The organism is Coprococcus sp. LG101-27, from assembly GCF_027695515.1.
GTDB lineage: Bacteria > Bacillota > Clostridia > Lachnospirales > Lachnospiraceae > Allocoprococcus > Allocoprococcus comes.
Map to the genome: position 1 here is coordinate 108,680 of NZ_JAQEUJ010000005.1, position 13,522 is coordinate 122,201.

The window sequence follows — 13,522 nt, forward strand, 5'->3', positions numbered from 1 at the left end:
TGAGGTGATGGAATGGCAAAGATTACAGTGTGGTCAAAGCAGCATGAAAATGTCTGGAAAGTTCTTCAGGAGACCGGACGATATACGGTAAAGCGAGAGTATATCATAAAGGATCTCAAAGAACATTCGGAGCTGGTTCTGGATACTTATGAATGGCTGGTCAAGAACGGACCGGACTACGGGAATAAACCGGCGGATGTGGAATTTCCGGTATGGGTATCCTTCAGGCAGGATGCAACGATGCTTCCGGAAAAAGGAAGAGTGATCTTGGAACTGGAGATCGAAGAATCCCTGATTACCAGAGTGAATTTCACAAAATGGGGAATGATCCTCAACTATTCCTATATTCCGGCAGACAAGGCGGATGAAAAGCGGCACAAAGAGCTTCTGGAAGCCTATGGAGTCAGCGACACGCAGGCGTATATGTCGCAGTTCTATCCGGAGATCAAACGGGAGATCCGGGAGAGCTGGAAGAGGCTTTTTGATGATGACATCCAGATCGGAAGTGATGGATGTTATGGAAACATCTGGGAGGTGCGAAGAGAATGGGTGAAAAATGTAATACAATAACCTTATATGCATCACAGGCAGACCCGGTAATCGAAGCAATTGAGCGGAATGGCGTGTGCTATTCCAAAGAGGCGTATGTGCGGAAAAAATATCAGGAGAGTGCAAAGATTTTCACAACAGCCTATTCCTGGTTTGTGCGTGAGATGGAGAAATATGTGAAGAAGCCGGATGGTGCGGAGTATCCGTACTGGGCATTCCGTGAAGCCTATAATGTGGATCAGTCGATGGGCGGCAACTTCCTGACACTGGAAGTACCATTGGATGAAGTTCTGCTTTTTGATATGTATGACTGGAATAAGATTCTCTGTCTCAAATATATTGGGGAAGATGAAAAAGATGAGAAGCAGTTCCAGGAGCAGCTGGAGATGTATGGGATCAAAGAGATGGATGCGGTGTTGAGTAATTTTTATCCGTTACAGAAGCAGCAGATCCTGAAAAGCTGGCAACGTCTGACACGGTATCATGAAGAATTGGTACATGGAAATACAGAGTTTGTAAGGGATGTACAAGCAGGACTTTGGAGAATAAAAAAGGAGTGGATCAGATAGATGAAAGTATTGGTATACAGAAAATGCAGCACCTGTCAGAAGGCGCTGAAATGGCTGGAGGCGCATGAGATTGCATTTGAGGAACGGGCAATCGTGGAGGAAAATCCAACCTATGAAGAGCTGAAGGAATGGCATGCGATGAGTGGGGTCCCGCTGAAAAAGTTTTTTAATACAAGTGGGATGCTTTATAAGCAGATGCAGCTGAAAGACAAGCTTCCGACGATGACGGAAGATGAGCAGATAAAGCTGCTGGCGACAGATGGTATGTTGGTGAAAAGACCGTTTGTAGTTGGGGACGGATTTGTACTGACCGGGTTTAAAGAAAAAGAATGGGAAGAAAAATTGTTGAAGTAGTGGAGAAGATGAGTGCTGTAAAAGGTGCTCATCTTTTTATTCTGCCTGTAAAGAATGTGTAAAAAGAATTGAAAGAAGACGGAACACTTACGAAACTGAGTAAGAAATGGTTTGGACAGGATACGGCTCCGGAAGAGGACCGATTTGAAAAAACAATAAACTAAAAAGAAAAATAACGGGTAACTCAATGAAAAGAGGAACCCGTTATTTTTTATTCAGATTTTTTTGATTTTATTAGACCAAGGAGCAGGACGGCCGGAAAAGTAATGGCTGCGAAAATTCCGGTTTTCAGACTGCCGCCGGCGTAGGAAGATACCAGACCTGCAAGCGTCGGGCCACCGGAACATCCCAGATCTCCGGCAAGTGCAAGGAGGGCAAACATTGTTGTGCCGCCACGTGGAATAGAGACGGATGCGGTGCTGAAAAGTCCCGGCCACATAATTCCAACGGAGAATCCGCAAAGCGCACATCCAAAAAGGTTCAGCGCAGGAAATGGAAGGATGGAAATACATAAATAGGAAAGGATGCAAAGAATGCAGCTTCCTCTCATGAACAGATCCAGCCGGATCCTGTCTCCATATTTCCCGTAAAGTAGCCGGGAAGCCCCCATGCAGGCTGCAAAGGTAAGAGGACCGGCAAGATCGCCGAGTGTTTTGGAAATGTGCAGGCTTGTCTCGGCAAAAGTGGATGCCCATTGGCTGACTGCCTGTTCGCTGGCACCGGCACAGGTCATCATAAGCATTAACATCCAGAAGATTTTAGATGTGCACAATTCTCTGAGAGAAAGTCCCTGTTCACCTTCTTCGTGAAGGGAGTAGATTGGTGCACTTCTGAAGAGGAAAGTGTTAAATATTGGGATGACAGCCCACATAAGTGCGAGGATTTTCCAGTGCGATATTCCGAAAAACCAGAAAAATGCGGTTGATAACAGAACAACGCCCACATGCCCCCAACAGTAAAAGGAATGCAGGAGACTCATTGCTTTTTCTTTGTTATCAGTAGGGCAGGCTTCAATGATCGGGCTTACCAGTACTTCGAGAAGTCCACCGCCGATCGCATAAATGATAACTGCGATTACAAGTCCGGTATAAGGGGAGGAAAAAACTTCCGGAAGAACGGTGAGTAATATCAGTCCTGCCGCAGAAAGAATATGCGCAATTAAAATCGAAATGCGGTATCCGATCCTGTCGATGAAGAATGCGGATAGAAGATCGACAAACAGCTGAATGATAAAGTTGAGTGTGATCAAAAAGGTAATTCGTTCTAGTGAAATATGGTAATTATTTTGGAAAGTGACAAAAAGAAGAGGAACAAAATTATTTACGATAGCCTGAACGATGTAACCAATAAAACAAGCGTAGATGGTCTGCATACAATTTGTGTTTTTTTTCATTTCTTAAAAGCTCCTTTCAAAATAGTACTATATCATATTGAAGGGTGGATGTCTTGACGAATATCGCAGAAACATAGTACAATATTTTCAAAACACAAAAGGTATAATGAGATTGAATGGGCATGGTTAGAAAAAATTCTCCGAATTTAGTTGACTTTTTGATACATCATGATATCATTACTTCGTATGGCTGAAGTGTTCGGGAGGGCGGAACAACTGGCTTTGTAAGAAGAACAAAAGAGAGAGGTTTTGGGAAAAGGAAAATGAATGTGAAATACGATTACGAGAGAATTGTACAGGGGATCCTGGACATTGGGGAAGCTATGATTAGATGCGGAGCGGAGAACTTCCGTCTGCAGGACAGTCTGTACCGTATTTGCAGAAGTTATGGATTTGTAAAGTATGATATTTTTGTTATACCAAGCAATATCCAGATTACGGTAGAGACACCGGAAGGGCAGATTATTACACAGATTCGGCTGGTAGAAATAGGGGAATGTGACTTTGACAAGCTGGATTATCTGAATAATCTGTGCCGTAAAGTCTGTAAAGAAAAGCCGGATGCAAAAGAACTGAGAAGACAGTTTGAAGAGGTGATGGGAAGACCGGAGCAGAAGTGGTACACCCATTATGCGGCCGGTATTTTAGGAGGTACCGGATTCGCGGTATTCTTTGGATGTAATGTAAGGGATGCGATCATTGCGGTGATTGTATCAATTGTGATCGTTGCAGTAGGAAACTGGCTTGCCGAACGTGAGAAGAACCTGATGGCATATAACCTGATCTTATCGTTTATTGCAGAGATGATCATTCTGTTATCTGTCAAATTTGGATTTGCGGATCATGAGGAGCGTATCATGATCGGAATTGTCATGCTCCTGATCAGTGGACTGAGTACGACGAATGGAATCCGTGATCTGCTTCAGAAAGATTTTATTTCCGGATCGATCAATATCATGAATTCTATGCTTGGTGCGTCCGGAATCGCATTTGGTACGGCAATACCGATGATTCTTTTTGGTGGTGTAGAGGCGGAAGGATTTATCCTTACCCCGAATCTGATCGTACAGCTGATTTCCTGTACCGCAGCCTGCGTGGGATTTGCACTGTGGTTTAAGATCCGGGGCATGCAGGTGGTTTACTGCGGAATCGGAGCATTTTTTACATGGCTGATTTATGCACTTGTTTATGAGGTGCGTCCAAGTAACTTCCTTGCAACTACAATTGCGGCGACATTCGTTGCATTCTATGCATTTATCATGTCACGGATAAATAAAGCTCCATCAACAATTTTCCTGACAGCGTCTGTATTCCCGCTGATTCCTGGACCGAATCTGTACTATGTAATGTACGCATGCGTAAGTGGGAATATGCATATGCTTCTGGAACAGACGATCACACTTTTTGCAACCTGTGTTGCAATTGCATTTGGATTTAACTTTGTGGATATCGCATCAAGAACTATCATGCGTGGTATGAAGGTAGAATATCACATTGGAAAAAGTGACAGATAAATAAGAAGTTTCAGCCGCGGATTTCATTCTGCGGCTGAAATTTTAGCCTGGTGCACCGGGAATATGCCTGGATGAGAGCAGATTCCGGATGTACCTAGACAGTCCGAAGGCTTTCACAAAAAATTATTTAATTTCTTGACTTTATACTTTCGGTATGGTACACTAACCTAGCGAATGGAAGTATAGGTCTTTTTTTTATGCCTATTTTTAACAAAGAAAGTTTCAGGCGTGAAGCTTTCACGACAGCCTCGCAAGCTGTCATGCAACTAAAAATTAGAACATAAAAAGCGAGGTGGAAGTTGTGCGTACAAGAATTACACTGGAATGTACAGAATGCAAGCATCGTAACTACAACATGACAAAGGATAAGAAGTCTCATCCGGAACGCATGGAAACAAAAAAATACTGTAGATTCTGCAAATCACACACATTACACAAAGAGACGAAATAGTCGTTGAAGGGAAGTGAATGTTATGGGCGAATCTAAAGACAAAGCGAAGACAAAAGAGAAGAAAACTCCTTTCTTCAAAGGTCTGAAAGCTGAGTTTAATAAGATTATCTGGCCAGACAAAACCACACTTACCAAACAGACAGCTGCGGTCGTAGTTGTTTCCGTTATCTTAGGAGCGATTATCACGATCTGTGATATCCTGGTAAAATTCGGGGTAGATTTATTAGTTAGATAAGATACTGATAAATGGTAATGCAGGAAAGGTGAGTTTATGGCAGAAGCAAAATGGTATGTTGTGCATACCTATTCAGGGTATGAAAACAAGGTAAAAGCCAACATTGACAAAACGATCGAGAACCGTCATCTGGAAGATGAGATCCTTGAGGTCCGTGTTCCGATGCAGGAAGTTGTCGAATTGAAGAACGGCGTACAGAAAGCGTCTCAGAAAAAGATGTTTCCGGGATATGTTCTGATCCACATGATCATGAACGATGATACCTGGTATGTGGTACGAAACACAAGAGGTGTTACAGGATTTGTAGGTCCTGGATCCAAACCGGTTCCGCTTACAGATGAAGAGATGGCACCACTTGGTATCCAGAAAGAAGACATCGTGGTAGATTTTGAAGAAGGAGATACTGTGACAGTAACAGGCGGAGCCTGGGAAGGAACAGTCGGCATGATTCAGACTATCAATATGGCTAAGCAGAGCCTGACGATCAATGTTGATTTATTCGGCCGCGAAACGCCGGTAGAAATCAGTTTCGCAGAAGTCAAAAAAATGTAACTTTATGCGCAGTGCATAATGAACACGTGGGAGGGAAATCCCCGCAAATACCACAAGGAGGTACTTTAAAATGGCAAAAAAAGTTTCAGGTTATATCAAATTACAGATTCCAGCTGGAAAGGCTACTCCGGCTCCACCGGTTGGTCCTGCTCTTGGACAGCACGGTGTAAATATCGTTGAATTTACAAAACAGTTCAACGCAAAGACAGCTGATCAGGGAGATCTGATCATTCCTGTAGTAATTACAGTTTACAGTGACAGAAGTTTCAGCTTCGTTACAAAGACTCCTCCGGCAGCAGTTCTTATTAAGAAAGCCTGCAACCTTAAATCTGGTTCAGGTGTTCCGAACAAGACAAAAGTTGCTAAGATTACAAAAGCTCAGGTAAAGGAAATCGCAGAACTCAAGATGCCAGACCTGAACGCTGCATCCGTAGAATCAGCTATGAGCATGATCGAAGGAACATGCCGCAGCATGGGTGTAACTGTAGTAGAGGACTAATTCAGACTGCATAAGCAGAATGTAAGGAAACTGAAAAAATACGTGGGAGGGAATTCCCGTAATCACCACTAGGAGGTATTTAGAATGAAAAGAGGAAAGAAATACGTAGAAGCTGCAAAGTTAATCGACAGAGCAACTCTCTATGATAGAGATGAAGCAATCGCACTTGTTAAGAAGAGCGCGACAGCTAAATTTGACGAAACAATCGAAGCTCATATCAGAACAGGATGTGACGGACGTCATGCAGATCAGCAGATCCGTGGCGCTGTAGTTCTTCCGCACGGAACTGGTAAAAAGGTTCGTATCCTTGTATTTGCTAAAGACGCTAAAGCTGAAGAAGCTAAAGCAGCCGGAGCAGATTACGTAGGCGGAGATGAACTCATTCCGAAGATCCAGAATGAAAACTGGTTCGAATTCGATGTAGTTGTAGCTACACCGGATATGATGGGTGTTGTTGGACGTCTCGGACGTGTACTTGGACCAAAAGGTTTAATGCCAAACCCGAAGGCTGGTACAGTAACAATGGACGTTACAAAAGCTATCAACGAAATCAAAGCTGGTAAGATTGAGTACAGATTGGACAAGACAAATATCATCCATGTACCGGTAGGAAAAGCTTCTTTCACTGAAGAACAGCTTGCTGACAACTTCCAGACGCTTATCGATGCGATTAACAAAGCTAAACCGGCAGCAGTAAAGGGTCAGTATCTTAAGAGTGTGACACTTACTTCTACAATGGGACCTGGTGTAAAAATCAACCCAATGAAGCTTGCTTAATCAGTATTGAATAAATGTAAATAATAGAGACACCGTATGCGGAGTGATCCGGTACGGTGTCTTTTTGTGCAGCATGAAATCTAACAAACAGTATTCTGTATACATTGTGCATTTTTTGACGAACAATGCATGAAAACATTGAAAATCGGGGAAAATAATGATAACCTATGCCTGTGAAAAAAATATCAAGCAATTAAAAGGAGGCACTTTGTCATGGTTAATATTCAAAAGGCAGCAATTATCGGATGTGGGTTTGTAGGAGCGTCCTCTGCGTTCAGCTTACTTCAGAAAGGGATCTTTTCCGAACTGGTACTGATCGATGCGAATAAAGAAAAAGCAGAAGGGGAGGCAATGGACATAAGCCACGGTAGACCATATGCGCACCCGATGAAAATATATGCGGGATCTTATGATGATATCAGTGATTGTTCACTAATCATCATTACAGCTGGGGCAAATCAAAAACCGGGAGAGACAAGACTGGATCTGGTACACAAAAATGTAGCAATTTTCAAATCGATTATTCCGGAAATCACAAAACGCGGATTTGAAGGAATCCTGCTTGTTGTAGCAAATCCAGTGGATATTCTGACTTATGCGGCACTTAAGATTTCCGGATATCCGAAGGAAAGAGTATTCGGAAGCGGAACCGTTCTGGATACTGCAAGATTCCGCTATCTGTTAAGTGAACATCTTCAGGTTGCGAGCCGGAGCGTACATGCCAATATCATCGGAGAGCATGGAGACAGTGAGCTTGCTGTATGGAGCGGGGCAAATGTAGCGGGAATTCCAATCAATGATTTCTGTGAACTTCGCGGACATTATCAGCATCAGGAATCTATGGAAAGAATTTATAAGACCGTGCGGGACAGTGCTTATGATATTATCCAGAAAAAGGGTGCAACCTATTATGGTGTGGCAATGGCGGTTGCGAGAATTGCAGAAAGCATTGTTATGAATGAAAATGCGGTTCTTCCTGTCACGAGTCTGATGGAGGGAGAATACGGACTGGAAGGACTCTGTATCAGTGTTCCGACCATAGTTTCGCGGAAAGGTGCAGAAAAAGTTCTTGAGATTCCACTGAGCGATGAAGAAAAAGAAAAATTGCTTTCATCTGCAAAAGAATTGAAGGAAGTTCTGGATGGTTTGGACTTATAATAGAAGAAACTGGATGAAAATGAAAAAATACACTTGACTTTCTGGTAAACGTATGCTATATTTACGAAGTAACTGCCGAAGACAGTAGGTGCCGTAAGGCATAAGGGTCAAAACGCCTACCGAGGAAGACAAGATTCATTAGATTTGAATTTGTAAACCTCTGTGCTTTGGCGCGGAGGTTTTTTAGCGCATGATTGCGTGATATGAAAGTCCCCGCTGGGACCGAGACTTTCTGGCAGTTGAAAATACTACAAGGAGGTGCACCATTCGTGGCAAAAGTTGAATTAAAACAACCTATCGTACAGGCAATCGTTGAAGATCTCACAGATGCTCAGTCAGCAGTTATCGTTAACTACTGTGGACTTACAGTAGCTCAGGACACTGAACTTCGTAAACAGCTGAGAGAAGCAGGTGTTATCTACAAAGTTTGCAAGAACACAATGATGAAGAGAGCTTTTGAAGGAACAGATTTCGCACAGCTTGACGAATATCTGGAAGGACCGAACGCTATTGCAATTTCTAAAGAAGATGCAACAGCACCGGCAAGAATCATCTGCAATTTCGCTAAGAAAGCAGAAGCTCTTGAAGTAAAAGCAGGTGTAGTTGAAGGCTCAGTATATGACGCAGCTGGTATTCAGGAACTTTCTAAGATCCCGTCAAGAGAAGTACTGCTGTCCAAATTACTTGGAAGCTTACAGTCACCTATTACAAACCTTGCTCGTGTTCTTAATCAGATCGCAGAACAGGGTGATGCTCCGGCAGAAGCTGAAGCAGAAGCACCGGCAGCAGAGTAAGCTGTACCGGAATCCCATCCGAGTGTGGGAACAGTAAGAGGCGAAAGAGCCAATCATTAAAATCAAATGGAGGAAAATAAAATGGCAAAATTAACAACAGCAGAATTTATTGAAGCTATCAAAGAATTATCTGTACTTGAATTAAATGACTTAGTTAAAGCATGTGAAGAAGAATTTGGTGTATCCGCAGCAGCAGGTGTTGTAGTAGCAGCAGCTGCAGAAGGTGGAGCAGCAGCAGAAGAAAAAGATGAGTTCGACGTAGAACTTGTTTCTGCTGGAGCATCTAAAGTTAAAGTTATCAAAGTTGTTCGTGAAATCACAGGACTTGGACTTAAAGAAGCTAAAGAATTAGTTGACGGAGCACCGAAGGTAGTTAAAGAAGGCGTTTCTAAAGCTGAAGCTGAAGAAATCAAAACAAAACTTGAAGCTGAAGGAGCAGAAGTTAACCTTAAGTAATTTTGGTTATCACACTGTGAATGACAAGAGCGTATCGCGCAGGATTTCCTGCAGTGATACGCTCTTTTGATTTTTTATACTTTTCTGCGGTATGCATACAATGATGATGAGGATTGCGAGAGTGCAAAGCACGTAGCAATCTGGTATCAAAGGGACCGAAAGTAAATTTTGCCACTTACATTATAAAATACAATAAAAATACAATTCTTTGAAAAGTTAGACTTGACAATCGGGAAAAACCTGTGGTAAAGTAAAAAATGCGCTATTGTGGAAACGTATGCCATAAGTGCGCCCTGAATAAGGCGGAAATAACCCGAAAATTTATCATATAAGGAGTGAAACGTCAAATGGAGAAAAACAGAATTCGTCCCATCACAAACGGAAAAAGTATGCGCATGAGCTATTCCCGGCAAAAAGAAGTACTCCAAATGCCTAATTTGATCGAAGTTCAGACCGACTCTTACAAATGGTTCCTGGATGAAGGATTAAAAGAAGTATTTGATGATATTTCTCCGATTACCGATTACAGCGGACATCTGAGCCTGGAATTTGTCGACTTTACATTGTGCACAGATGAAACCAAGTACACAATCGAGGAATGTAAAGAACGCGATGCTACTTATGCTGCACCGCTTAAAGTGAAGGTAAGACTTCACAACAAAGAGACAGATGAGATCAATGAACATGAGATATTTATGGGTGATTTACCGATTATGACAAGAACCGGTACCTTTGTAATCAATGGTGCGGAACGTGTTATTGTTAGCCAGCTGGTGCGTTCACCTGGTATTTATTATGGAATTGCGCATGATAAACTTGGTAAAGAATTATACTCTTGCACCGTTATCCCGAACAGGGGTGCATGGCTTGAATATGAGACGGACTCCAATGACGTTTTCTATGTCCGTGTGGACAGAACCCGTAAGGTGCCGATCACAGTCCTGATCCGTGCACTTGGTATTGGAACGAATGCTGAGATTATCGATCTTTTTGGTGAAGAGCCAAAGATTCTCGCAAGTTTCACAAAGGATACTTCAGAGAACTATCAGGAAGGTCTTCTCGAATTATATAAGAAGATCCGTCCGGGTGAACCGCTTGCTGTAGACAGTGCAGAAAGTCTGATCACCAGCATGTTCTTTGACCCGAGACGTTATGACCTTGCAAAGGTTGGACGTTATAAATTTAATAAGAAGCTTATGCTCAAGAACCGTATCACAGGACATACGCTGGCTGAAGACGTAGTAAGCCCGATGACAGGTGAAGTAATTGCAGAAGCAGGAGCTGTCGTTGACAGAGAACTTGCAGATGCCATCCAGAATGCAGCTGTTCCATATGTGTGGATCGCAAGAGAAGAAAGTGACCGTAATATCAAAGTACTTTCTAATATGATGGTAGATCTCAAAGCTGTATGTGGAATCGATCCGGAAGAAGTTGGCGTAACTGAACTGGTATACTATCCGGTACTTGCTGAACTCCTGGAAGAGACAGCCGGAGATATCGATGAGCTGAAAGAAGCAATTCATAAGAATATTCATGAACTGATTCCGAAGCATATTACAAAAGAAGACATTATGGCGTCTATCAATTACAATATGCATCTTGAATATGGAATCGGTAAAGATGATGATATTGACCACTTGGGTAACAGACGTATCCGTGCGGTTGGAGAACTTCTCCAGAATCAGTACAGAATCGGTCTTTCAAGACTGGAAAGAGTTGTTCGTGAAAGAATGACAACACAGGATCTGGAGGGCATTTCTCCGCAGTCACTGATCAATATCAAGCCTGTAACTGCTGCTGTTAAAGAGTTCTTCGGATCATCACAGCTGTCACAGTTCATGGATCAGAATAACCCGCTTGGTGAGCTGACTCACAAGAGACGTCTTTCCGCACTTGGTCCTGGTGGACTTTCCCGTGACCGTGCCGGATTCGAGGTTCGTGACGTTCACTACTCACATTACGGAAGAATGTGTCCGATCGAGACACCTGAAGGACCGAACATCGGTCTGATCAACTCTCTCGCATGTTATGCAAGAATCAATGAGTACGGATTTATAGAAGCACCGTACCGTAAGATTGACAAAACAGATCCGCAGAATCCGGTCGTAACCGAAGAGGTAGTATATATGACTGCGGATGAAGAAGATAATTATCATGTAGCACAGGCGAATGAGCCTCTGGATGAGGAAGGACATTTCATTCATAAGAATGTATCTGGTCGTTTCCGTGATGAGACTCAGGAATACGAGAAAAGAATGTTTGATTACATGGACGTATCTCCGAAGATGGTGTTCTCTGTTGCTACAGCACTGATTCCGTTCCTGCAGAACGATGATGCGAACCGTGCGCTGATGGGGTCCAACATGCAGCGTCAGGCCGTACCGCTTCTTACTACAGAAGCTCCGGTAGTCGGAACAGGTATGGAAGTAAAATCTGCTGTCGACTCAGGTGTATGTGTCGTTGCAGAAGAAGGTGGTATTGTTGAAAGATCAACATCTACTGAAATCACAATTAAACAGGATGACAAGACAAAAAAGACTTATAAGCTGACCAAATTCCTGCGAAGCAACCAGAGCAACTGCTATAACCAGAGACCGATCGTTGTTAAAGGTGAAAGAGTTGAAAAGGGACAGGTAATCGCAGACGGACCTTCTACCTCCAATGGTGAGATGGCTCTTGGTAAGAACCCGTTGATCGGATTTATGACCTGGGAAGGTTACAACTACGAGGATGCTGTACTTCTTAGTGAACGTCTTGTACAGAATGATGTTTATACATCTGTTCATATCGAAGAATATGAAGCAGAAGCCCGTGATACAAAGCTCGGACCAGAAGAAATCACACGCGATATTCCTGGCGTAGGAGATGATGCACTGAAAGATCTGGATGAGAGAGGTATTATCCGTATCGGTGCTGAGGTTCGTGCAGGAGATATTCTTGTCGGCAAAGTTACTCCGAAGGGAGAGACAGAACTGACAGCAGAGGAAAGACTTCTTCGTGCAATTTTTGGAGAAAAAGCTCGTGAAGTAAGAGATACTTCTCTGAAAGTACCTCATGGTGAATACGGTATCGTTGTAGATGCAAAAGTATTTACAAGAGAAAATGGGGATGAACTTTCACCGGGAGTTAATCAGGCAGTCCGTATCTACATCGCACAGAAGAGAAAGATCTCTGTAGGTGATAAGATGGCCGGACGTCATGGTAACAAGGGTGTTGTTTCCCGTGTACTTCCTGTAGAAGATATGCCGTTCCTTCCGAACGGACGTCCGCTTGACATCGTGCTGAACCCACTGGGTGTACCGTCACGTATGAATATCGGACAGGTACTGGAGATCCACCTTTCTCTGGCTGCCAAAGCACTTGGATTCAACATTGCAACACCAGTATTCGATGGTGCAAACGAGGTTGATATTATGGATACCCTGGATCTGGCGAACGATTATGTTAACCTGTCCTGGGAAGAATTTGAAGCAAGACATAAAGAAGAACTTCTTCCGGAAGTTATGGATTATCTGTATGAGAACAGAGACCACAGAGCACTGTGGAAAGGCGTTCCGCTTTCAAGAGACGGTAAAGTAAGACTGAGAGACGGTCGTACCGGAGAATATTTCGACAGCCCGGTAACAATCGGACACATGCATTATCTGAAACTGCATCACCTGGTTGATGATAAGATCCATGCACGTTCAACCGGTCCTTACTCACTGGTAACACAGCAGCCACTTGGTGGTAAAGCACAGTTCGGTGGACAGCGTTTCGGAGAGATGGAGGTTTGGGCACTGGAAGCTTACGGTGCATCTTATACTCTGCAGGAAATCCTGACAGTTAAATCCGATGATGTGGTTGGCCGTGTGAAGACATACGAAGCAATCATCAAAGGTGAAAATATTCCTGAACCGGGAATTCCGGAATCCTTCAAGGTACTTCTTAAAGAACTTCAGTCACTCGGTCTGGATGTACGTGTCCTGGATGAGAACAATGAAGAAGTTCAGATCATGGAAAGTGTAGATTACGGTGATACAAACCTGAATCACATTATTGAAGGAGACAGACGCTACAATAACGATGAAGATTATGGTAAACACGGATACAGCAAGCAGGAATTCTCAGAAGGAGAACTGGTTGATGTAAATGATGAGCCGGAGGAAGATGACAGCTTCGACGATTTTGATGGCGATATGAACGATGATTTTGATGACGACATGGATTTAGAATAGGAGG

Annotated in this window: 14 protein-coding genes and 1 other annotated feature; of the genes, 13 read left to right on the forward strand and 1 reads right to left on the reverse strand. The window is 43.2% G+C overall.

Annotated elements, in window-relative coordinates:
* Nucleotides 1–12 precede the first annotated feature (12 nt).
* From PG766_RS06120 to PG766_RS06130, 3 genes are read left to right on the forward strand one after another with little or no spacing between them, the layout of a single operon-like run.
* Nucleotides 13–570 carry a DUF3841 domain-containing protein gene (locus tag PG766_RS06120; RefSeq protein ID WP_008373458.1) on the forward strand — a complete coding sequence of 186 codons (558 nt, stop codon included), beginning with the start codon at nucleotides 13–15 and terminating at the stop codon, nucleotides 568–570.
* Nucleotides 546–1,118 carry a DUF3841 domain-containing protein gene (locus PG766_RS06125; protein ID WP_117834603.1) on the forward strand — a complete coding sequence of 191 codons (573 nt, stop codon included), beginning with the start codon at nucleotides 546–548 and terminating at the stop codon, nucleotides 1,116–1,118. Before PG766_RS06120 ends, PG766_RS06125 begins: the two co-directional genes overlap by 25 nt.
* A complete protein-coding gene (locus tag PG766_RS06130; protein WP_055247510.1) occupies nucleotides 1,119–1,472 on the forward strand; it encodes an arsenate reductase family protein in 354 nt (117 codons plus the stop codon).
* A gap of 211 nt (nucleotides 1,473–1,683) precedes the next feature.
* Here the strand turns inward: PG766_RS06130 and PG766_RS06135 are convergent, their stop codons facing one another.
* Nucleotides 1,684–2,865, reverse strand: a complete 1,182-nt coding sequence (locus PG766_RS06135) for an MFS transporter (RefSeq protein WP_270247090.1) — start codon at nucleotides 2,863–2,865, stop codon at nucleotides 1,684–1,686.
* Between the two features lie 263 nt (nucleotides 2,866–3,128).
* Here PG766_RS06135 and PG766_RS06140 point away from each other — a divergent pair, with 263 nt between their 5' ends.
* The 10 genes from PG766_RS06140 to rpoB all read left to right on the forward strand — a co-directional run bounded on the left by PG766_RS06140 (nucleotide 3,129) and on the right by rpoB (nucleotide 13,518).
* Complete coding sequence (locus PG766_RS06140; protein ID WP_270541033.1) at nucleotides 3,129–4,379, forward strand: threonine/serine ThrE exporter family protein; 1,251 nt, start codon at nucleotides 3,129–3,131, stop codon at nucleotides 4,377–4,379.
* 301 nt (nucleotides 4,380–4,680) lie between these two features.
* Nucleotides 4,681–4,830, forward strand: coding sequence for a 50S ribosomal protein L33 (rpmG, locus tag PG766_RS06145; RefSeq protein WP_081445272.1), 150 nt, complete (start codon nucleotides 4,681–4,683; stop codon nucleotides 4,828–4,830).
* A 22-nt stretch (nucleotides 4,831–4,852) separates the two neighbouring features.
* On the forward strand, nucleotides 4,853–5,065 hold the full coding sequence (gene secE, locus PG766_RS06150; RefSeq protein WP_008373480.1) for a preprotein translocase subunit SecE: 213 nt from the start codon (nucleotides 4,853–4,855) through the stop codon (nucleotides 5,063–5,065).
* A 36-nt stretch (nucleotides 5,066–5,101) separates the two neighbouring features.
* A complete protein-coding gene (gene nusG / locus PG766_RS06155; protein WP_008373482.1) occupies nucleotides 5,102–5,617 on the forward strand; it encodes a transcription termination/antitermination protein NusG in 516 nt (171 codons plus the stop codon).
* A 70-nt stretch (nucleotides 5,618–5,687) separates the two neighbouring features.
* The gene (gene rplK / locus PG766_RS06160; RefSeq protein WP_055247516.1) at nucleotides 5,688–6,116 is read left to right on the forward strand and encodes a 50S ribosomal protein L11; all 429 of its coding nucleotides are present in this window, start codon (nucleotides 5,688–5,690) and stop codon (nucleotides 6,114–6,116) included.
* A gap of 84 nt (nucleotides 6,117–6,200) precedes the next feature.
* Complete coding sequence (gene rplA, locus PG766_RS06165) at nucleotides 6,201–6,893, forward strand: 50S ribosomal protein L1 (protein WP_008373486.1); 693 nt, start codon at nucleotides 6,201–6,203, stop codon at nucleotides 6,891–6,893.
* Between the two features lie 213 nt (nucleotides 6,894–7,106).
* Nucleotides 7,107–8,051, forward strand: coding sequence for an L-lactate dehydrogenase (locus PG766_RS06170; protein WP_270590615.1), 945 nt, complete (start codon nucleotides 7,107–7,109; stop codon nucleotides 8,049–8,051).
* A gap of 57 nt (nucleotides 8,052–8,108) precedes the next feature.
* Nucleotides 8,109–8,245 (forward strand) — a sequence feature (ribosomal protein L10 leader region).
* A gap of 75 nt (nucleotides 8,246–8,320) precedes the next feature.
* The gene (gene rplJ / locus PG766_RS06175) at nucleotides 8,321–8,845 is read left to right on the forward strand and encodes a 50S ribosomal protein L10 (RefSeq protein WP_022220338.1); all 525 of its coding nucleotides are present in this window, start codon (nucleotides 8,321–8,323) and stop codon (nucleotides 8,843–8,845) included.
* Between the two features lie 81 nt (nucleotides 8,846–8,926).
* Nucleotides 8,927–9,301, forward strand: a complete 375-nt coding sequence (gene rplL, locus PG766_RS06180) for a 50S ribosomal protein L7/L12 (RefSeq protein WP_022220337.1) — start codon at nucleotides 8,927–8,929, stop codon at nucleotides 9,299–9,301.
* A 347-nt stretch (nucleotides 9,302–9,648) separates the two neighbouring features.
* Nucleotides 9,649–13,518: a DNA-directed RNA polymerase subunit beta gene (gene rpoB / locus PG766_RS06185; RefSeq protein WP_117557414.1), complete on the forward strand. Its 3,870-nt coding sequence runs from the start codon at nucleotides 9,649–9,651 to the stop codon at nucleotides 13,516–13,518.
* Nucleotides 13,519–13,522 lie beyond the last annotated feature (4 nt).